Here is a 20888-nt window from a genome sequence, read left to right as displayed (position 1 = left end):
TTATGTAGCGATGGAAGCATTCTCATGTCCGCCGATGCAGTTGCATGGCAAACAGGCCGGGTGTTGCTGCGGAGCCTGATTCAGAGCCTGTCCCGCAGTCGCCGCAGCCAGCTTTTGCCGTTGCCACTTTCGACCGGTAAATACGGCAGCGATTCCTCCAGCAATCTTGCCAGCAAATCATGATCAATCAGCGCTTGTAAATCCTGCGCGCTGCCTTTTTGCATCGTTGGTTTCAGTGCCAGTTTGCCTTGCTGCTTTTCCAGAGCAAAGCCATTGCCACACACCCGGCAGAAGACCTTGTCGCCGGCTTTCTGGTGTTTATGCACCGTCACTACTGGGCCGCACATCGGGCATTCGTGCATCGGTATACCAGTATCGCTATGTCCGATGATGCCATCCAGCTCATTGGCTTGTGCCAATTCGATGAAGCGGCGGCCGAAATGCAGATCAAATTGTTTATCCAAATTTGCCTCGATCTGCTCAATGGCCGCCGCCAACGGCATACCCTTACGATAAGGCCGAGTGCTGGTCATCGCATCGAAGGCATCGGCGATACCGACGATGCGAGCGGTTTCTGCAATCTTTCGGCCGCTTAAACCGGACGGATAGCCCCGGCCATCAATGCGCTCATGGTGGCTTAACACAGCATCCATCGCCAACGGCGCCAAGGGATGCCCTTGTAATACCTGCGCCCCCAGGGCCGGATGGGTTTTCATTACAGCATATTCCGCATCGCTAAGCTTGCCGGTATGGTTGAGAATGCTGTCCGGTACGCCAACCTTGCCCAAGTCATGTAAAAAGCCGCCCAGCCCGGCAACCACGGCGTCCTGTTTAGAAAATCCACACGCCAAAGCCAGCCGCGTCGAATACTGCGACACTCGCCATAGATGCCCACCGGTATAAGGATCGCGGGCTTCAACCAGAAAGGCCATGCTGTAGAGCGTATGCAATAAATCCTGTGTATGGATATTTTTCATGGCTTGTCCTTGTTCGATGAATCAATCTGAATGGATGGGGCTTGACCATTGATTAAGTCGCAACTTAACCGATTTTCCTTACAATATGCTTTGAAGTTTCTTAACGCTGACTTCATGCGTACACAGGACGAAACATTTTGTAAGGAATCCAAACCGACTCCGACTGATGAGGTAGGAAAGCATTGTTGCTTGTCCTGATCATTCATTAACCTACCGGAGAGAACACCATGAACAAAAAAACCTTGTCTTTGACATTAAGCAGCGCGTTGGCTTCAACATTGATGAGCGCGGCGCCCGTCATTCAAGCCGGCGAAAATCCGTTTGCGATGTCCAGCATCAATCCCTCTCAACAATTGGCTGCGGCGGACGGCAAGTCTGCCGAAGCCGGTTGCAGCGCAAAGATGAAGGAAGGTAAATGTGGTGAAGGCAAATGCGGCGCCAACAAAATGAAAGACATGAAAGGCGCCGAGGGTGGTTGCAGTGCCAAAATGCCGGAAGCCGGTTGTAGCGGCAAGATGCTTGAAGGGGGTTGCAGCGGTAAAACCGCGAAATAAGCCGGAGGAAGCGCCGATGACCACTGACTATCCTTTCGGCCTTGCGGGTTCCGGTTTGGGTTTGCGCCGGGCGCTGTTGCCCGCGTTGCAAACCGGCGTACCGAACGGCATCGATTTTTTTGAAGTCTCGCCGGAAAACTGGGTGGGCGTCGGCGGTCAGCTCGGCAAGCAATTTCGCAGTCTGACCGAGCGTCACCGTTTCGTGGCGCACGGTTTGGCCTTGTCGTTGGGCGGCCCCGCGCCGCTCGATACCGGCTTTTTAGGCGAACTGAAACAATTTCTCGATCGTCACGATTTTGCCCTGTACACCGAACACTTGAGTTTTTGCAGCGACGAAGGCCATTTTTACGACTTATACCCGATCCCGTTTACCGAACAGGCGGTCAAACATGTCGCCGACCGGATTCGCCAGACTCAGGAGATTCTGGAACGACCGATTGCTTTGGAAAACGCCTCTTACTACGTGCAGCCGCCACAGGCGGAGATGGACGAACTGACTTTCATCAATGCGGTATTGGCCGAAGCCGACTGTTACCTGCATCTGGATGTGAACAATATTTATGTCAACAGCGTTAACCACGGCTACGATCCGGTGGCGTTTTTACGCGGCTTGCCCGGCGAGCGCATCGTTTATGGGCATGTGGCCGGTCACGACCTGGAGCCATCCGGCTTGATCATCGACACCCACGGCCAGAATACCATAGCACCGGTTTGGGACTTGCTGGCCGAGGCTTATCGAAGTTTTGGCGTGTTTCCGACCTTAGTGGAACGGGATAGCAATATTCCACCCTTGGCCGAGTTATTGGTCGAAGTAGAACGGATTCGTGACTTGCAAAATACTCATCGGCTCTGCCGCAACGCACATGTCCTCAGCGAGGAGGCGGCATGAACCCAACACCGGCTTTTCAACAGCAGCAACGGCAGTTTCTGCATTACTTGCGGCAACCGCAAACAGCGCAGCTACCTGCAGGCTTCGCCCCTGAGAGACTGGCCGTGTATGTCGATCTGCTCTATAACAAATTCGACGAGAGCCTGACGGCCTGCTTTCCGGTCATCTGCAGCATATTATCTAAAGATAAATGGCGGGCGTTGCTGCTGAATTTCATCGCAAAACATCGCTGCCTGACGCCGTATTACCGGCAGATTCCCGACGAATTTTTGCAGTATCTGCAACAGGAACGTGAGCATCTGGATGATTGGCCGTTTCTGGCCGAACTGGCGCAGTTCGAATGGATCGAATTACAGCTGTCAATTGCCGAGGCGGAGCCGGTCACGCGAAAGCAGTTGTCCGATGCCGAATTACTGGCCAATGTGCCTGTGTTTGCACCGGTCATGCAATTGCTGTGCTACCAATGGCCGGTGCAGGACATTGGACCAAACTTTTTGCCTAGCGAACCACAGACCACGGCAATTCATATCCTGGGTTTTCGCGATAGCGATGATCAAGTGCAGTTTGTAACCCTGAATATGGCCACAGCCAAGCTGATCCTGTTGTTAAATAACGGCTTGACCGGGCAACAGGCCTTGCAAGCCATGAGTGGCGGCGAACTCCCAGACGCGCCATTTTTAGAACTCACGCAATTCGGTCAGCAGATTCTGGTCGATCTACATAGCCAGGGCGCGATTATCGACATTCGCCCGGTTTGGACTTTGGAGCCTCACTCATGAACGACCTCGCTAAATCCGTCCAAGCCCCTTGTAAAGCCTGTTTGATTCCTTCCTGTATCGAACGGCTATGTACTATGCCAAACTGGCTTTCTGGCTATTTCGACAGAAACTTACAGGGCCTGGCGCCAATTTTTCTTCGTCTGTTGCTGGCTTACGAGTTCGGCGAAGCCGGCCTGGAAAAACTCCATGGCGAGAATTGGTTTGCCGACCTGAGCTTCCCATTTCCGTTCAGCATATTGCCCACGGACTTTAGTTGGACCTTGGCAACCGGTATAGAAATCATCGCCCCAATTGCGTTGATACTGGGATTCATGACCCGCTTTTTCAGTGCGGCGTTGATGGTGTTGACCGTGGTTGCCATCGCCGCCGTGCATTGGCCAGCCGAATGGCACACGCTGGCCGAATTATGGAAAGGCTATGCCATCACCGATCAAGGTTATGGCAATTACAAATTGCCGTTGGTTTATTTGTTCATGCTCGGTTCGCTGATGCTGAGTGGCAGTGGCGGCTTGGCTATTGATAATGGGTTGAAACAACGCACAGCAGATTAAACATGAAAAAATTCTGGTGGATATTTTTAACGATGCTCTCGCTAAATCACGCGGCGGTTGCCGATAACAAATTGCCTATCGGCGAATTCAGCCAAAATCGCCTGGAGGGTTGGGAGCATAAAAGCTTCAAAGGCGAAACTCAATACCGTCTACAAGCTGTCGATGGCGTGACGGTATTGACGGCCGATAGTCGTGCCGCCGGTTCCGGCATGTTCAAAGAGCAAGTCATCGACCTGGAACAAACCCCGTTCCTGAACTGGTCGTGGCGCATCGGCAATCGTTTGACCGGCTTGAATGAACAAAGCAAGGCAGGCGACGATTACGCGGCGCGGGTGTATGTGGTGGTCAAAGGCGGGCTGGCGTTTTGGCAAACCAAGGCCATCAATTATGTTTGGGCCGGTAACACAAAAAAGGATACAGTCTGGCCTAATGCTTTTGCCGGTGATCATGCGATGATGATGGCTTTACACGGGCCGGAAGCCTCACTAAATGTTTGGCAAGCCGAAAAACGCAATGTCCGGGCCGATTTCAAGAAACTATTCGGTGAAGACATCAGCACTATCGATGCCGTCGCCATCATGACCGATACCGACAATAGCAATGGCTCGGTGTCTGCTGTTTACGGCGACATCTGGTTTTCCAAGGACTAAGCATGCACGACACCAAACCTCTGCTGATCGACAGCGACTTTCCGGCCCTATTCCGCAAGCCGTTGGAAGTCTTGCAAGTCAATCTGGGCTATTTGTGCAATCTGAGTTGCGTGCATTGCCATGTCAATGCCGGCCCCAATCGCACCGAGATGATGAGACGGGAGACCGTTGATCAGGTACTGGCTTTGGCCGAAGCCGCTAACATTCACACGCTGGATTTGACCGGCGGCGCACCGGAAATGCATGCCGATTTTCGGTATCTGGTGCGAGCCGCGCGTGATCTTGGCATCGAGGTAATTGACCGTTGCAATCTGACTATTCTGGAAGCGCCCGGTTACGAAGACTTGGCAGATTTTTTAGCTCTGCAGCAGGTACAGATTGTGGCTTCCTTACCATGTTATTTGGAAGACAATGTCGACAAACAACGCGGCAAAGGCGTGTTCAAAGACAGTCTGGCAGCCTTGCAGCGCCTGAATCGCTTGGGTTATGGTCAGCCTGACAGCGGGTTGGAGTTGAATTTGGTTTTCAACCCACAAGACGCCGTGTTGCCGCCTGACCAGCAGCAACTGGAACAAGCATACAAACAGCACTTGCAGCAACACTACGGCATCGTCTTCAACCGCCTGTTTGCCATCGCCAACATGCCGATTCAGCGTTTCGGCAGCACCTTGATCAGCCATGGCCGCTTCGAATCTTATCTGACTTTACTGAAAAGCAGCTTTCGCGCCGACAACCTTGAAAACCTGATGTGCCTAAATACCCTCAGCATCGACTGGCAAGGCTACGTCTACGACTGTGATTTCAATCAGATGCTGGATTTGCCATTAGGCGCCGTAGCCAAACCCAGACTACATATCAGCGAGTTGTCGCTCGCACAACTGCAAGACGCACCGATCGCCACCGCCGCCCATTGTTACGGTTGTACCGCCGGCCAAGGCAGCAGTTGCGGCGGGGCCTTGGCCTGAACTTTGTCCTTATCCGCGCTTAAGCAAGCAATGCAAAAGCGCTTGCTTGGATGGTTTTGTGCATTGAATAAAACGTGCGAGATTTTGCAAAATATAACCTTAATGGTATATTTTGAACAAAGAGCGTGACCTATCCTTTTTATCGCCAGCGCTTAATTGCATGGATTTATGCGCATTGATTTTTGCCATACAGCGCGCTCCAAATCTACATTTTTGTTAGAGGTGATCCTGGATGTTTAAGTGGATGGGTTGCAATGACGCAGTAGGAAATTGCTTTGCAAAATTACTTGATCTGCATCGCACGGCCACCCGGCTAGACATATACCGCCGCTCCGGCAAGGTCGCCTTTGTCGTTGGCACTCTGTTGAATCTGATCAATCAACCGCAAGCCGTGCTCGGTCTGTTGTCTTTCGATTACCCGGCGATGCAGAGTCTCGATGTGGTCAAGGCGCTATTAACCTATAACGTGCCTTTTCTGGTGTCTACTTACGGCGCATTAACCACGATTGCTCATCAACGGACAGACCCGTAAAGCCAGCCCATTCCCTTGACCTTAGCCCCGCAACCACTTAACGCTATACAGGAACACTCCATGTCCATACCCACCGAATCCATAGGCAGTATTCCCCGTCCGCCGCAATTGCTCGAAGCACTGCGGGAGTTTCGCGCGGGCCGACTATCGCAACAACGACTCGATGCCTGCTACGACGAAGCGGTGCGCGACACTTTACAACGTTTTGCGGACACGGGTTCGCTGGTGATCTCAGATGGTGAACAGACCAAGTCCAGCTTCGCCACCTACCCGTTGCAAGGTTTACACAATATCGCCGAAGACGGCATCGTGATTCCATTTGCCGATGGCCATACCCGGCAATTGCCCCGATTAACCACGGGACCGTTTCGCTACGGCGTCTATGCCGGCGCATTTGTGCAGGCCGCCAAACGCTATACCACGCGCCCGCTCAAACAGGCGGTGATTTCGGCTTCCGCCTTGAGCCTGCTTTATCCGCCAGAAGGCATAACCGGTTACTCACGAGAAGTGTTCATCGATGACTTGGTCAAGGAAACGGTAGCGGATATTCGCGGCTGTTTGGACCAAGGCGCACACCATGTGCAAATCGATTTCACCGAAGGGCGATTGTCGGTCAAACTCGATCCATCCAAGCAATTGCTGCGGCAGTTTATCGACTTGAACAACCGGGTATTGGCACACTTTACCCCGGAACAACGCCAACGCATCGGCGTGCATACCTGTCCCGGCGGCGACCATGATTCCACCCACAGCGCCGATGTCGATTACGCCGAGCTGCTACCGAATTTGTTCCAGCTCAACGCCGGTAATTTCTACATGCAGATGGCTAACGAAAAAGAGCCAGAGCACGTGTTGGCTATCGTCAAGGACAATCTTCGTCCCAACCAGCGGGTGTTTGTCGGCGTGATCGACGTGCTGAATCCCGACGTGGAAGAACCGGAATTGGTGCGGGACCGCGTATTGCGCGCCGCTGAGTACATCCCGCTGCATCAGCTCGGCTCCACCGACGACTGCGGCTTTTCGCCTTTCGAAGACGACACATCGACCGGCCGGGACACGGCATTCGCCAAAATCAAGGCCCGCGTTATCGGCACGGAACTGGCTGCTAAGGTCTTGAATAGCTGAAAGCGGTGCGATTTGTGGTTTGAACAGGCTACAAGGTGCAATGACTAACGGGTAATGCACCAAATGTTAATCGAATGCATGCGACGTAATAAGGCTACGATAATTAAGTTCCATCGGATTACGACCTACACCAATAAGCTGCATTAACGTAATATTTGAAATGGCCCGGCAACCCGGTTACGGACAACTGGGATCCCAAACCAGGCGCCCTATGCTTGTCAAATCGACGTTTTTATTCACCGGACATTCCGGGCAATCCTGGCGATTGGGGCGATTGGCGCAATTCCCGCATTGGCGGATCAACATGTCCGCCCGCTCCAGATCGCGATCCAGTTCCTCCAGATCATCCAACAATCCCCGTATTCTGCTGCGCAAATCATGCAGGAGTGGCTGCATCGCGGCTGATGCTTCTTTCCCGGAAGCACATAGCTGCCGGGTTTGAGCTAGCTTTTGTACTGATTCCAATTCGATACCGACACGACCAAGCTGCAACGCGATAGCCATGCGCTTCAAATCTTTCCGGGCATAAAGACGTGTGCCGCCTTCGGTGCGGTCGGGGACGATCAGTCCTAGTTCCTCGTACAGGCGAATCGTTCTTGGCGTAGTGCCGAGTTCGTCGGCCACTTCACCGATTTTAAGAACATCGCGCTGGTGTTTAGGCGGCAGGCGCATAATGGGTGACAAAATATAAAGTAGACGTCACATAGTGTAGGTATTGCATCAACCGAACACAAATTTTGCCTACCTGAAATGCCTGCAAACATCTTTATCTACTAAGCGGCGATGATGTTTATTAAGCTGGTGAAATTAGATTTGCTGAGATCGTTGTCAGGAATGACAGACAAACACGACTAACAGGCAAGCCCAACAGTATTTAAGGAACGTAGATGTTTACCCAGACAACATGCAAACACCCATTGAAGCCTCACCCACTCAGAAGCGGTAAGTTTGCATGAAAACCTCCAAAATCTTGTTATTGCTGGGTATTGCTGCGTTGATGGCGGCTTTTTTTGCACTGGATTTGCCGCACTATCTGACACTGGAAAATTTAAAAGCCCGGCAAACCGGCATTGCCAATTACGGCCAGGTTCACCCATTGCTGGCGGCAGCCACTTATGCCACGTTGTATATCGCGGTCACTGGATTGTCGCTGCCAGGGGCGACGATATTGACGCTGGCCGGTGGCGCAGTGTTCGGTTTGCTCTGGGGGACACTGATCGTCTCATTTGCTTCCAGCATTGGTGCAACGCTGGCATTTTTGGCTGCACGGTTTTTATTACGCGACTGGGTCAAATCCCACTTCGGCCCCCGTTTGCAGGTTATAGACGAGGGCGTAAGACGCGACGGCGCGTTTTATTTGTTTACCTTGCGTTTGGTGCCGTTGTTCCCGTTCTTCATGATCAATCTGGCGATGGGTTTGACGCCCATTAAGACCAGAACGTTTTACTGGGTCAGCCAAGTCGGTATGCTGGCAGGCACCTTGGTTTACGTCAATGCCGGTACCCAGTTGGCGAAAATCGACTCCCTGTCCGCTATTCTCTCACCGGCTTTGTTGGGTTCGTTTGCCTTGCTTGGTGTGTTTCCATTAGGGGCGAAGAAAATGCTAGAAGTCATTCAAAAACGCAAAGTCTACCCGCGCTGGACCAAACCGGCGCGTTTCGACAATAACCTAATTGTCATCGGCGCGGGCGCCGGCGGTTTGGTGTCGGCTTATATCGCTGCTGCTGTCAAAGCCAAAGTCACGCTGATCGAAAAGCACAAAATGGGCGGCGACTGTTTGAATACCGGCTGTGTGCCATCCAAGGCGCTAATTCGTTCGGCCAAGTTGCTGTCGCATATCAAACGTGCATCCGAGTTCGGCATCGCCAAAGCCGAGGTTGAATTTGATTTTGCTGTCGTGATGGAGCGGGTGCAACAGGTGATCAACACCGTAGCGCATCATGATTCCGTCGAACGGTATACCAAACTGGGTGTGGAGGTCATCGAAGGCTCGGCCAAAATCGTTTCGCCCTGGGCGGTGGAAGTCACGACAACAGACGGCGTCAAAACTATCACCAGCCTCGCTATCGTCATCGCCGCAGGCGCCCGGCCCTTCGTGCCGCCGATTCCGGGATTGGCCGATATCGACTATCTGACCTCCGACACGGTCTGGCAACTGCGAAAAAAACCGAAGTGCTTATTAGTGCTGGGCGGCGGCCCGATTGGCTGCGAACTGGCGCAAACTTTCAATCGCCTGGGTTGCCAGGTCACCCAAGTGGAAATGGCGCCACGCCTCATGGCTCGGGAAGACGTCGACGTATCCGAATCGGTACAAACGCGGTTTCGCCAGGAAGGCGTAGATGTCAGGCTGAATCACACCGCCAAGCATTTTGTCATCGACAACGGCGAACATATTCTGCTGGCCGAACATGCCGGCCAGACGGTCAGGATTGCCTTTGACAAGGTATTGGTAGCGCTTGGCCGCGCGGCCAATGTGCAGGGATACGGCGTGGAAGAACTGGGCATCGCCTTGTCGCCGCGCAAAACCTTGGACACCAATCCATTCCAGCAAACCAATTACCTCAACATTTATGCGGTCGGCGATGTAGCGGGGCCATACCAGTTTACCCACACAGCGGCCCATCAAGCTTGGTATGCGGCGGTGAATGCCCTGTTTGCCCCCTTCAAAAAGTTTCGCACCGATTATTCAGTGATTCCCTGGTCGACCTTTACCGATCCGGAAGTCGCTCGCGTCGGTTTGAACGAACTGGAGGCGCAAGCGCAGAACGTCGCTTATGAAGTCTCTACCTATGGCATAGCCGACCTGGATCGGGCGATTGCCGACGGCGAAGCTCATGGCTCCGTCAAAGTGCTGACCGTGCCGGGCAAGGATAAAATTCTCGGTGTCACGATTGTCGGCGCACATGCCGGCGATTTGCTGGCCGAATTCGTGCTGGCGATGAAACACGGCATCGGCTTGAATAAAATCCTCGGCACCATCCATATCTATCCGACCCTGGCGGAAGCCAATAAATATGCGGCCGGCGTCTGGAAGCGCAATCACGCGCCCCAGCGCGTACTGGCATGGCTGGGCCGTTATCATACTTGGCGGCGCAACGCCTGAGGGATGAATTAGAATGACTTATCAAGCCACTATCGTTGTCCCGGTACTCAACGAGGCAGGACATCTCGCCGGCAAACTACAAGCTTTGCAGGGATTTCGTGATCGTTGCCAACTGCTGCTGGTCGACGGCGGCAGTCACGATGACAGCCCGGAAATTGCGAAGTCTCTGGTCGACAAGGTTATACTCGGCCCTCGCGGCCGGGCCATGCAAATGAATGCGGGCGCTTTACAAGCTGAGGCGGAGATTCTGCTGTTTTTACATGCCGATACCCGATTGCCGAATAATGCGATGGATTTGATTAGCCAAGCCATAGCCGAAGGATTCCACTGGGGACGTTTCGACGTGGCATTCGACAATCCCAAACCCATCTTCAAATTGATTGCCTTCATGATGAATCAGCGCTCGCGGCTAACCGGCATTGCCACCGGTGACCAAGCGGTGTTCATGACCCGACCAGCATTTGTAGCGGTAGGTGGATTTCCGGCGATTGCGTTGATGGAAGATATTGCGATCAGCAACAAGCTGAAAAAACTCGGTAAACCCTGTTGCTTAAAAGCCAAGGTGCAGACTTCGGAACGGCGCTGGCTCCAGCAGGGTATATGCAAAACCATCCTACTGATGTGGCGGCTACGCTTAGCCTATTTTTTCGGTGCCGATCCAGATGATCTGGCGATGCGTTATTACGGGAGACGATGATGGAAGCCATGCTGCGCTTTGGCGTGTTTATCGGCATTTTGTTGTTGATGGCGATTTGGGAAGCGCTAAGTCCCACGCGGCATTTGCGCATCCCTCGCCGTCAACGCTGGCTGATCAATCTCGGTTTGGCGGCATTGAATGTCGGCGTGATGCGGATCAGCATCGGCGCGGCGGCCTGGTCGGCAGCGAACTGGGCCGTGGTGCAACATCTTGGCCTGTTAAATCACCTGGCCGTACCCGGTTGGCTAAATATTTTGCTCAGCCTGCTATTACTGGATCTGGCGATTTACGCACAACATGTCGCAGCCCATCGTTGGCAATGGTTTTGGCGTTTGCATCAAGTCCACCACAGCGACCTTGATTTCGACACCTCCACCGCGGTGCGCTTTCATCCGATCGAGATCATGCTGTCCATGGCTTACAAAGTATTGCTAGTGATAGTACTCGGTGCCGATCCTATGGCCGTCATCGCGTTCGAAATCATCCTGAATGGCTGCGCGTTGTTCAACCACGGTAATGTCAGCCTGCCGCCGCTGGTCGAGCGGATGCTGCGTTATCTGTTGGTCACGCCGAACATGCACCGGATTCATCATTCCGCCCGGCAACAGGAAACCGACAGCAATTTTGGATTTTCCTTGTCGTGCTGGGACCGCCTGTTCAAGACCTACTGCCATCAATCGCAGCAACCACAAGCTGAGATGACTATTGGCTTGAACGGATTTCGCGACCGACATGAGCTGGGTTTCTTTCAGTTATTAGCCATGCCGTTTCGACCTTTGCGCAAGCACTGAGCCATGGCTTATCCATTTCCCGACAGCGTGCTACTGATTTTTTGCAAAGCCCCAATCCCTGGCCAAGTCAAAACCCGTCTACAACCGGCCTTAAGCGCGGAGCAAGCGGCTCATGCCCATAGGCGGTTGACCGACATGACCTTGCAGCGGGCTTTTCAGCAGCCTTTCTGCGCGGTGGAACTACACTGTGCGCCGGACACCGGCCATGACTTTTTTCAGGATTGCGCGCGACGTTATCCGCTGGCTCTGAAGGTACAACACGGCACCGACTTGGGCGAACGTATGCAGCAAGCCTTCTCGGATGCATTGAGCAGATACCAGCACGCCGTGCTGATGGGTTGCGACTGCCCCAGTCTTTCCGCCGACGATTTGCATCGGGCATTGCTAAAGTTACGCGCAGGTTATGACGCAGTCATCGCGCCGGCGGACGATGGCGGTTACGTCATGATCGGCTTAAACCAGGTGCAATCGCGATTGTTTAGCGACATGAGCTGGGGACATGACCAGGTGATGACCATTACCCGTAGCCGGGTAAAGGACATCGGTTTGAACCTGTACGAACTGGACAGTCAATGGGATGTAGATACTTACCAAGATTGGCAACGCTATTTACTGTTGGTAAATGACTGAGGCGGCAGAAAGCTCCGCCGCGCCCAAAACCTTGAATTTACGGATTACCTTGACTCATTGACCTTATTGCGTCGGTGGTCACGGGTTGTCCGCCAACGCCCCATTCGCCTGACGCGACATCTTCGATCAATACCCAGGTGACCGGACGCAGTCCTTCGCCTTCAACCGAGACGATAGCATCGGTGACTTTGCTGATGATGTCCTGTTTTTGTTGTAGCGACAAATAGCCGCTGATGCCTTTGATTTGTACGAGTGGCATGGTGTAACTCCTGATTTAATGTCTAAGTATTTAAAGAAGTCAGGATGCGCCAACTCGAAAGAAGCGACGCATCCTGGCATGCGCTTATGCCGCGACCCGATCCAGAAATTGGCGATGAGTCATGGGCTCGCTGAACATCGGCCAGTTATGTTCGATCGAAGCATCGTACTGCTCCAAGCCGATGGTTGCGGTTGCATCGGTAATCCCGATCGCGCGATAGCCCTTGTCGTAAGCGGCGCGCATCGTGGATTCGATACAAATATTGGTTAGTTGTCCTGCCAGTGCGATGGTGGTGATGCCATGCGTTCGCAAAACAAAATCCAGATGCGTGCCGGCGAAGGCGTCGATGCCTGATTTGCCCTCGATCACAATATCGCCGGATTGAATATCGACACCGTCGGCAATCGCACTGCCCCAGGTATCCTTGATCAAGGCACCGGCATTTTTTACCGCCTGCAGAATGCCGTATGGCGCATCGCCCATTTCCCGGTAATCGGCCGAGAAGCCGATAGGCACATGCACGATCAGCATACCGCTAGCCCGTGCCGCCCGAATCAACAGATTTTGGTGGGCTTTGACATCGTAGGTTTCTAATACCGACTTCAATAACGGGTAAAGTTTGCCGCCTTCAGTTAGAAAGTCGTTTTGCAGTTCTAATAAAACCACTGCGGTTTGTTTTGAGTTCATGGTGTTTGCCTATTGATGAGTCAAACGATCAAGCACACTGCCGACTGCTGCATTGCGCGGGCTCTTCCCAGGCTTCGGCCTGAAAAGCGGTATCCAGCGGAGCATGGATAATATGGTTGGTGTAATTGCTCAAGGTTTTGAACGCCACGCCCAGCAACACTTCCAATACCTGCGCCCGGCTGTAGCCCGCCGTGATAAATTTGTCCAAGGTTTGCCCGCAAACTACGCCGCGATTTTTCACCACCGAGCGGGTAAAGCCGGCCAAGGCTTCTAATTTGCTATCCGGCAGCGGTTTGCCGTTGCGCAGGGCTTCGACGATCGCCCGATCTGCCTTGGCCATGTGTTTGGCGATCATCGAGTGCGCGGCGACACAATAAGTGCAATGGTTTTCGACGCTAACGGCCAGCAAAATGACTTGCCGTTCTGTCGGACTAAACGAGGTTTGATCGAACAAGGCCGTTAATTCGATATAGGCTGTCAGTGCCGCCGGCGCTTCGGCCAAGCCGCCGTGCAAATTGGGCACGAAGCCGTATTTTTTCAGCGAGCCTTCCAGTAAAGGTTTTGCCGTAGCATTGGCGGTCAGGATGGAATGAATTTGAAATTGGGACATGCTGTCTCTCCTTTAATTTAAAAACATGAGGTGTAATGCCGATGCGAATTCGTTTCGACGGGAATAGGTTAAGAAAAACCATTGCTTCATCCCATGCGCACGCTTCCGGCGTACTTGTCCGATATTCCGGGAGTAAACGATGGATGCCTTGACGCCGTTGATCAACGGCTTGAATCTGCACGCCAAATTGGTCTATTCGGGTGGGGTGTGCGGACGTTGGTTGATGGACCATAATTCGGAAACCTCGGTCTGGTTTCACTTGGTCAGCAAGGGACGAGGTTTTGTCCACTCACCAAGTTGGCCTGATCCATTGACGCTGGACACCGGCGATTTGATCCTGTTTTTGCCGCACGCTGCCCGGCATTTTCTGTCGTATAGCGCCGAGGATTTGCCCGCCGATGAATGCGACAATAGGATGACAGCTTGGCAGGATGGCGAAGCCGGTTTCGTTTGCGGCGAAATTCGACTGGCCGCCCCAAAATCCCTGTTGTGGCAAGCGCTACCGGCCGAAATCGTGATTCGGCAAACCGAGGCCGGAACAATCTTGACGCGATTGCTCGAACTGGTGATTAGCGAAACCTCAACGCCGCGTTTTGGCAGCGATTCAGTCGTGGAGCGCTTGTGCGATAGTTTGTTCGTATTGGCGATTCGTCATTGCATCGAGCAAGACTTGGTGCGGAAGGGCGTATTTGCGGCCATGCAGGATAAGCGCTTGGCCAAAGCGCTGGGCTTGATTCACGAACAGCCTTGGCAAGCATGGACTCTCAACACATTATGCGCCCAAGCTGGTGTTTCCAAGTCAGTGTTGTCGGAGAAATTTGCCGCCTTGATCGGCCATTCTCCCATCGAATATCTAACCATATGGCGCTTGCAAATCGCTGCGCACTGGTTGCTGGAGCCGAACATGACCGTGGAGCGCGTAGCTGAACGAAGCGGTTACGAGTCGGTGCCGGCCTTCAGCAAGGCCTTCAAACGCCATATTGGAGTTGCACCCGGCACATTTAGACGCGTTTAGAAATTTGTCGAAAAGAGAGTGTTAGATCTTGAAAGACCGAACTTGACTCAAATGCAGCCATTCAACAGATTGATTTTGAGTTATTTTGGATGTCTGGTTTTGGCCGGGACTTGCCGGCCAGCATTTCATAAATTGTGAGATTTTGTTAGCCTTTAACCTCTAATTGTGAGATTTTTTAAAGAAATGAAAATCTCATAATTTATGCAACTGGTTGATTTTTATGAAGGTCAATTTTTCATCAATTATGAGATCTGACAGTCGGATGCCACAATTAGTGAAAAGTGTGCCAAGTTAGTGAAAAAATAGTGACATAGATAGTGAAATAATGCGGCAATTTCACCTACTGCTAAATTCTCAATAACACCTTAGAAAACCAGGTAACCCTATGGGAATCTGGTTTTTTTTGAGTTGGAACAAATGGTATAGATGGTCAGAATGAATAAACCAATCGTCGATTGGTGGCGTTTGGGTGCAGCTTTGGAACGTAAAACAATGAAGTAGATTGGCTGTTACTAATAGCATCAGAAAGATTCTAAGGAAAACAATGGAAATTCAGTCAGTAGTAGCAAACGGATTTGATGATTTCATCAAGGGAATATTAACGAGTTGGGGAATTCAGTCGCTTACTGTTATTCAACAGCGAGCATTAGAGGCTGGCGTAATACAGGGAGAGAGCATAATCGTTAGCGCACCGACATCTTCTGGAAAAACACTCGTTGGTGAAATTGCGGCTCTCGCCGGTCTTCGGAATGGTAGGCGAATCATTTATCTGGTCTCACATAAAGCACTTGCCGATCAAAAGTATCTCGATTTTCGTCAACGCTTTGGGGATGAAGCGCCAATACCTTTGGCTCCGGTTGGCCTAAGTACTGGTGATCGTGAGGAGGGCGATATTGATGCTCAGTTCATGATCGCGACTTATGAAAAAGCGTTGGGTTTATTGTTGGCTGGACAGCTTCGACCCAATGATTCAGTTGTCATTGCGGACGAACTTCAGATCCTTCGTGAGGATGGCAGAGGACCCGAAATCGAGACCTTGTGTTCAGCGCTCCGGCAACGTGGTATCGGTCAGTTCATTGCGTTAACAGCTACTGTGGAAAATGCGGAAGATTTGGCTGGATGGATGGAATGTAATCTGGTTTCGAGTATTCATCGTGATATTCCGCTGCATCAGGAAATTTGGTTCAACGGTGAAGCATACGCAACGACTTTTGGTCAAGAACAAGGTGAGATAGTCGATGTTGGTGGCAGAGCGCCTTTTAATATAGAAGATGTGGTTTCTAAGCTTTTGGAGCTTGATCGAGGACCCATTCTTGTGTTCACTGAATCTCGCCGGGAAGCGACACAATTAGCGGAATCTTTTTCTCAGAGGCGGCCTAAGCAGAGTCGGGGCATCGAGCTATCGAATCAGCTAGAGCTTTTCTCTGAGCCTACCGAATCATCCAATAGTCTTCGTGCAAATGCGGAGCGCCACGTTACGTTTCACACGGCTGACCTTTCGCCTCAGGAAAGACAGGTAATTGAGCGTGGAATCGGCGAGGGTGATATAGATGTATGCTTCGCTACGACGACTCTAGCAGCGGGTGTGAATTTTCCTTTTCGCACTATTTTGTTCTGGAAGTTAACGTACCAGTGGGGTGACAGAAGCGGTACGCGCATCGCCAGATGGGATTATCGAAACATGTCTGGACGAGCCGGTCGCTTAGGGATGCATGAAGTCGGATACTCGGTCATTCTTCCGAGAAATAATGTTGAACTTGAACACGCGAAACAACTTGTCCTTCCTGAGAATGACCGGCTCGAATCCCGATACTTCTCAGTCGGATTGAGAAAAACGATTTTGGCTCTACTTGCCGCTGGTCTTGTGGGCAGTCTTGAGTCCGTCATGGGCTTCTTCAGAAATACGCTGTATTGGTACCAAACACTTGAAACCAATCCAATAAAACTTCAAGCATTGGAAGCGAAGACGGTCGATGCAATCAACTGGCTGTTGGATCACGGTTTGATTACCAGTGAAGGAACGGAGCTTTTGGTAACGCCATTTGGTGCAGTAACTGCAACAACAGGGCTATTACCCTCTACAGCAGTTCAATTTGCAAAACTCTTAGATTTACACCGAAATCGCTTGGAAGACGCGTTTGAGAATGCAATTCCAGGATTAATCCATGCTGCCGTGTCCAGCGAAGAATTTATAGGTGAACACCGAACTCGCTTTCTAACTTTTCAAAGAGAGGAATATGAGTCGCTGTCGTTCTTGCGAGGCTTAGATCTGCTTGTAAGATTGGACCCTGCAAATTTGCAGTTAGCTCAGTGCGCACATGCGATTCTGCTATTTTCTCAAGGAGAACAGGAAAGAAAGATCGCTCACCGGACTAACGTCACTTCCGGGAATTTGCACCGACTCTCAAATGATGTTGCGTGGGTACTAGAAGGTTTTCAAAAGCTCTCATGCGTGCCTGAATTCCAATGTTCACAGAATGTGACGAACCATTTGGCAATGTTGTCGCGAATGGTTCGTTGGGGTGCCCCCCTGAAGCATTAGATGTTTTGCGTATCGCCCAGAAACACCAGGTTCCCGGTTTGGGAAGACAGCGCGCTATGGCTCTAGTAGCGCAAGGAATTACAACGCTCAAAGACGTGTTGACAATCAGCATTGACAAACTGACTTCAATCTTACGTCATCAAACACGTGCCGAGGCACTGGTTCAAGCAGTCTCCTCGGTATCCGGCATAACAGAGGATCGACTAAAACACGCACATTCGCGAGTCGCAAAATCCGTTGGGGTCGACGAGTTGGTAAATGAATGTAACGCGCAGCTTGGCACCCCCTATGAGGCCGCTATAGCAGCTCTCTTGAGAGAGGAGCCTTCTTGGGTCGTCACTGAAATAGATGATGGCAAACGCCAGAACGATCCTGACCTGATGGTACAACTGGGCACAATCACGATCATAATAGAATGCAAAACAACTCAAAAGAAGGTGCCGTTGATTGGAAAGGAGGAGGCTTGGGCAGTACTTCAGAAAGCGGCAGATTACGACCGGAGTTATAAGCGTGTGACGCTTGGTAAGCCCCAATTTGATGAAACCTGTAAGAAGAAGGTCGCTGGTGCGCATGACATAACCCTCATCGAACATACTGTGTTCATTGAGGGGGTTTTGCGTGTGCTGCTAGGCTCATTATCTGCGCAGTCTTTTTTGGAATGGTTAGGACAGCCTGGCTTGAGTGACTTGCAACGTCTAGGTGGTAAGCCCACCTATCAAGAGTGAAAGCGTTAATTCAAATTGAATCGAGGTTATGTTTGCGATAAGTGACTCTTCTTAGATCTAATTCCTGCATAAGCTATCTTGCTCCCGGGTCATATCCTAGATCACCTAGGCGATCCCTAGGACCATGCAGTTCCTAATTTAAACCAGCATGTTGACACGGCCTCTTCGCCGGCCAAATCATGACTTACACTGGAGATAAAATAGTCATAACCACATGACGGACGACTGGAAGTTGCTGAATTCAGCCACTCAATTCTGGCATCGTTATGTCGGGTTGCAAATTCAAGTGGCTTGGTGACTTTGATTGTTCAGCAACAAGCCTTCGACGGAAATTCGCCCTTCGGAATTTTAAAAACTCAAGGCGGCTAGGCCATCAACCTGTACGCTTGGCTAACAATTGCTGTAAATCCCCTTTTTGCCGCTCAATACTCCCGCACAAGTCAAATAGCGCCTGCGCCCGTTCCAGGTTTTGCCGGGGTGTGCTGACTTTGAAGTATTGGTTACCGTCCAGGTAATCGCTGAAAAAGCGCAGGCCCAGTTCGAACGGAATCAGCCAAATGGCCGGGTAGAGATAGTCGTAGTCGTTGGCGGTGAAAAACTCGCCGGCTTCTTGCAGGTAGCTTTCCAGTATGGTCTGGCAGCGGGCCAGGTCGAATTCGTTGTTGCTGGGATTGTGGCAGCAGGAGCGCAGGCAGTCGCCGATGTCGTAGTGCACCAGGCCGGGTTTGACGGTGTCCAGATCAATCAGGCTGACGATGCGGTCGCTGCCGGGTTCGAATAGAAAATTGTTCAGTTTCGGATCGCCGTGGATTACCCGTTCGCGCAGTTCGCCGCGCTGCTTTGCGTGTTCCAGGACGGGGATTTGTTGCTGCATCCGGTCGATAAAATCCCGGCATTGGTTAAATGCCGCATCGACGATGACTTGCAATGGCTGCGCCAGCCGTTGCCGATAAGTTTCAAAATAGCTTGGCGTGATATGAAAGCCCGGCAGGGTGTCGTGCAGTTCAGTGGCGGGCAGATTGGCGCATAGTTTGTGGAAGTGCGCCAGGGCAAAACCTACCTGGCTGGCTTCCGCCGAGTTGCTGATGTGCTCGCGACTCTCGGCGGGCTCGATTAACTGCAACGCCCGCCAGACTTGGCCGCTGTCGTCCCGGTAACTCGCTGAACCTTCCAAGGTGGGTAGCATGACCGGAATTTGCAAATGCACATCGGCGGCACGCTGAGAGCCGATGTGCCGATTCAGCCGTTGCAGATTGGCGATAACCCGTTCCGGTTCTGGAAACACTCGGCCGTTCAGGCCTTGCAACACAAAGCGGCTGCCGTTATTTGAGGTGACGAGATAGGTGTCGTTGATCAAGCCGTTACCCAGCGGGCTGATCTGCGGGTCGCTGCCGAGGCCGGTAAATTGTTCGGCTATCTGCTGTAGCCGATTCACAGTCCGGCAAGTTGTTGGCTAAGCGCCCGCAAAGCTTGGCCGCGATGGCTGAGGGCGTTTTTTAATTCCGGGGCTAGTTGCGCCGACGAGCATTGGTATTGCTCGACCCAGAACACCGGGTCGTAGCCAAAGCCGTTTTCACCGACAGCCTGCCGCAGAATCCGGCCTTCCCAAACACCTTGAGCGACGATGGGCGTTGGGTCCAACGCGTGGCGCAAATAGACCATCACGCAGATGAAACGCGCGCTGCGTTCTGCGTCCGGCACGTCGCGCATTTCTTCCAGCAGCTTGTCCAGATTCGCTTGGTCCGAAGCGCCGAAGCCGGCATAACGCGCCGAAATCACCCCCGGCGCGCCGCCCAGCGCATCAACCGCCAAACCGGAATCGTCGGCGATGGCCGGCAAGTTGCAATGTGCGGCGGCGTTGCGGGCCTTGATGATGGCATTTTCGATGAAGGTCGCGCCGGTTTCTTCCGGTTCGACCACGTTGAATTGCGATTGCGGCAGGATTTGGTCGTTTTGCAGGATGGCCTGAATTTCCCGAATCTTGCCGGCATTACCGCTGGCTAAAACGATCGAACTCATTTCTTTTACAGCACGACTCGCAGCGGCGCGGGCTTTTTGGCTTCCCGCAATGCGGCTTGCTGTTTTTCCAGCAGCTGATTGATACCCAACTCTGCCAACTCCAGCATCGCGTTAAGTTCGTCTTTTCTAAATGCATGGCCTTCGGCAGTACCTTGCACTTCGATGAAGTGGCCGGCTTCGTTCATCACCACGTTCATATCGGTTTCGGCTTGGTGATCTTCGGCATAGTCCAAGTCCAACACCGGCACGCCGTTGTAAATACCGACCGATACCGAAGCGACCTGGCCGTGTAACGGATTTTTCTTGATTTTGTGGGTTTTTAACAGATGTTCGATCGCAATCGACAGCGCGACAAAGCCGCCGGTGATGGATGCGGTGCGGGTGCCGCCGTCGGCCTGGATCACGTCGCAATCGATGGTGATGGTGTTTTCACCCAAGGCTTTCAGATCGATCGCGGCGCGTAAGGAGCGGCCGATCAGGCGTTGAATTTCCAGGGTGCGGCCACCTTGTTTGCCGCGGCCGGCTTCGCGGTCCATCCGGCTGTGAGTGGAACGCGGCAACATGCCGTATTCGGCGGTGACCCAGCCTTCGCCTTTGCCTTTTAGAAAACGCGGGACGCTATTATCGACGCTGGCGGTGCACAGAACCCGAGTATCGCCAAATTCCACTAACACCGAACCTTCGGCGTGTTTGGTGTAATTGCAGGTAAAGCGTATTTCGCGCAGTTGATCGGGGTTGCGTCCGCTTGGTCTCATATTCATCTCGCTGGTCTATAAATTGCCGGCATT

At 52.2% G+C, this 20888-nt stretch carries 23 protein-coding genes; 15 read left to right on the top strand and 8 right to left on the bottom strand.

Annotated elements, in window-relative coordinates; all coding sequences use genetic code 11:
- Positions 1–80 precede the first annotated feature (80 nt).
- The gene (locus tag EBB_RS02860) at positions 81–977 is read right to left on the bottom strand and encodes an HD-GYP domain-containing protein (RefSeq protein ID WP_192392376.1); all 897 of its coding nucleotides are present in this window, start codon (positions 975–977) and stop codon (positions 81–83) included.
- A 227-nt stretch (positions 978–1204) separates the two neighbouring features.
- Here EBB_RS02860 and EBB_RS02855 point away from each other — a divergent pair, with 227 nt between their 5' ends.
- From EBB_RS02855 to EBB_RS02820, 8 genes are all read left to right on the top strand, one after another.
- Positions 1205–1531 (top strand): HvfA family oxazolone/thioamide-modified RiPP metallophore, encoded by a 327-nt coding sequence (locus EBB_RS02855; protein WP_192392375.1) that lies wholly within the window; start codon positions 1205–1207, stop codon positions 1529–1531.
- A gap of 16 nt (positions 1532–1547) precedes the next feature.
- Positions 1548–2420 carry an HvfB family MNIO-type RiPP peptide maturase gene (locus EBB_RS02850; RefSeq protein ID WP_192392374.1) on the top strand — a complete coding sequence of 291 codons (873 nt, stop codon included), beginning with the start codon at positions 1548–1550 and terminating at the stop codon, positions 2418–2420.
- Positions 2417–3199 (top strand): HvfC family RiPP maturation protein, encoded by a 783-nt coding sequence (locus EBB_RS02845; RefSeq protein WP_192392373.1) that lies wholly within the window; start codon positions 2417–2419, stop codon positions 3197–3199. Before EBB_RS02850 ends, EBB_RS02845 begins: the two co-directional genes overlap by 4 nt.
- 74 nt (positions 3200–3273) lie before the next feature.
- Positions 3274–3750, top strand: coding sequence for an HvfX family Cu-binding RiPP maturation protein (locus EBB_RS02840; RefSeq protein ID WP_192393518.1), 477 nt, complete (start codon positions 3274–3276; stop codon positions 3748–3750).
- A gap of 2 nt (positions 3751–3752) precedes the next feature.
- The gene (locus tag EBB_RS02835) at positions 3753–4400 is read left to right on the top strand and encodes a DUF3047 domain-containing protein (RefSeq protein ID WP_192392372.1); all 648 of its coding nucleotides are present in this window, start codon (positions 3753–3755) and stop codon (positions 4398–4400) included.
- A gap of 2 nt (positions 4401–4402) precedes the next feature.
- The gene (gene arsS, locus EBB_RS02830; RefSeq protein WP_192392371.1) at positions 4403–5365 is read left to right on the top strand and encodes an arsenosugar biosynthesis radical SAM (seleno)protein ArsS; all 963 of its coding nucleotides are present in this window, start codon (positions 4403–4405) and stop codon (positions 5363–5365) included.
- A gap of 232 nt (positions 5366–5597) precedes the next feature.
- Positions 5598–5897 (top strand): nitrate/nitrite transporter NrtS, encoded by a 300-nt coding sequence (nrtS, locus tag EBB_RS02825; protein ID WP_223146790.1) that lies wholly within the window; start codon positions 5598–5600, stop codon positions 5895–5897.
- A gap of 60 nt (positions 5898–5957) precedes the next feature.
- On the top strand, positions 5958–7022 hold the full coding sequence (locus EBB_RS02820) for a cobalamin-independent methionine synthase II family protein (RefSeq protein WP_192392370.1): 1065 nt from the start codon (positions 5958–5960) through the stop codon (positions 7020–7022).
- 177 nt (positions 7023–7199) lie between these two features.
- Here the strand turns inward: EBB_RS02820 and EBB_RS02815 are convergent, their stop codons facing one another.
- A complete protein-coding gene (locus EBB_RS02815; RefSeq protein WP_192392369.1) occupies positions 7200–7694 on the bottom strand; it encodes a MerR family transcriptional regulator in 495 nt (164 codons plus the stop codon).
- 280 nt (positions 7695–7974) lie between these two features.
- On the opposite strand from EBB_RS02815, the gene EBB_RS02810 reads away from it, so the two are divergent.
- From EBB_RS02810 to EBB_RS02795, 4 genes are read left to right on the top strand one after another with little or no spacing between them, the layout of a single operon-like run.
- Entirely contained in the window at positions 7975–10125 is a 2151-nt protein-coding gene (locus EBB_RS02810; RefSeq protein ID WP_192392368.1) for a dihydrolipoyl dehydrogenase family protein, read from the top strand.
- A 13-nt stretch (positions 10126–10138) separates the two neighbouring features.
- Positions 10139–10822 (top strand): TIGR04283 family arsenosugar biosynthesis glycosyltransferase, encoded by a 684-nt coding sequence (locus EBB_RS02805; RefSeq protein WP_192392367.1) that lies wholly within the window; start codon positions 10139–10141, stop codon positions 10820–10822.
- Complete coding sequence (locus EBB_RS02800; protein ID WP_192392366.1) at positions 10822–11613, top strand: sterol desaturase family protein; 792 nt, start codon at positions 10822–10824, stop codon at positions 11611–11613. Before EBB_RS02805 ends, EBB_RS02800 begins: the two co-directional genes overlap by 1 nt.
- 3 nt (positions 11614–11616) lie before the next feature.
- A complete protein-coding gene (locus EBB_RS02795) occupies positions 11617–12243 on the top strand; it encodes a TIGR04282 family arsenosugar biosynthesis glycosyltransferase (RefSeq protein WP_192392365.1) in 627 nt (208 codons plus the stop codon).
- Positions 12244–12280: 37 nt separating this feature from the next.
- On the opposite strand, the gene EBB_RS02790 is transcribed toward EBB_RS02795, so the two are convergent.
- The 3 genes from EBB_RS02790 to EBB_RS02780 all read right to left on the bottom strand — a co-directional run bounded on the left by EBB_RS02790 (position 12281) and on the right by EBB_RS02780 (position 13799).
- A complete protein-coding gene (locus tag EBB_RS02790; RefSeq protein ID WP_192392364.1) occupies positions 12281–12502 on the bottom strand; it encodes a tautomerase family protein in 222 nt (73 codons plus the stop codon).
- A gap of 84 nt (positions 12503–12586) precedes the next feature.
- Positions 12587–13189: a cysteine hydrolase family protein gene (locus EBB_RS02785; RefSeq protein WP_192392363.1), complete on the bottom strand. Its 603-nt coding sequence runs from the start codon at positions 13187–13189 to the stop codon at positions 12587–12589.
- 28 nt (positions 13190–13217) lie between these two features.
- Positions 13218–13799 (bottom strand): carboxymuconolactone decarboxylase family protein, encoded by a 582-nt coding sequence (locus EBB_RS02780; protein ID WP_192392362.1) that lies wholly within the window; start codon positions 13797–13799, stop codon positions 13218–13220.
- Positions 13800–13938: 139 nt separating this feature from the next.
- Here EBB_RS02780 and EBB_RS02775 point away from each other — a divergent pair, with 139 nt between their 5' ends.
- The 3 genes from EBB_RS02775 (at position 13939) to EBB_RS02765 (ending at position 18081) form a co-directional block, all read left to right on the top strand.
- Complete coding sequence (locus EBB_RS02775) at positions 13939–14814, top strand: AraC family transcriptional regulator (RefSeq protein WP_192392361.1); 876 nt, start codon at positions 13939–13941, stop codon at positions 14812–14814.
- A 544-nt stretch (positions 14815–15358) separates the two neighbouring features.
- Positions 15359–17356, top strand: coding sequence for a DEAD/DEAH box helicase (locus EBB_RS02770; protein WP_192392360.1), 1998 nt, complete (start codon positions 15359–15361; stop codon positions 17354–17356).
- The gene (locus EBB_RS02765) at positions 17281–18081 is read left to right on the top strand and encodes a helix-hairpin-helix domain-containing protein (RefSeq protein ID WP_225587213.1); all 801 of its coding nucleotides are present in this window, start codon (positions 17281–17283) and stop codon (positions 18079–18081) included. Before EBB_RS02770 ends, EBB_RS02765 begins: the two co-directional genes overlap by 76 nt.
- A 373-nt stretch (positions 18082–18454) precedes the next feature.
- Here EBB_RS02765 and EBB_RS02760 read toward each other — a convergent pair whose 3' ends face one another.
- The 3 genes from EBB_RS02760 to rph are packed head-to-tail and all read right to left on the bottom strand — an operon-like array spanning position 18455 to position 20855.
- Entirely contained in the window at positions 18455–19516 is a 1062-nt protein-coding gene (locus EBB_RS02760; protein WP_192392358.1) for a phosphotransferase enzyme family protein, read from the bottom strand.
- Entirely contained in the window at positions 19513–20100 is a 588-nt protein-coding gene (rdgB, locus tag EBB_RS02755; protein ID WP_192392357.1) for an RdgB/HAM1 family non-canonical purine NTP pyrophosphatase, read from the bottom strand. The genes EBB_RS02760 and rdgB overlap by 4 nt, the downstream gene beginning before the upstream one ends.
- Positions 20101–20105: 5 nt before the next feature.
- Positions 20106–20855, bottom strand: coding sequence for a ribonuclease PH (gene rph / locus EBB_RS02750; protein WP_033157559.1), 750 nt, complete (start codon positions 20853–20855; stop codon positions 20106–20108).
- Positions 20856–20888 lie beyond the last annotated feature (33 nt).

It is taken from the genome of Methylomonas fluvii, assembly GCF_014850975.1.
GTDB lineage: Bacteria > Pseudomonadota > Gammaproteobacteria > Methylococcales > Methylomonadaceae > Methylomonas > Methylomonas fluvii.
The sequence above is the reverse complement of the archived record's forward strand: the minus strand, read 5'-3'. Positions and strand labels throughout refer to the sequence as shown.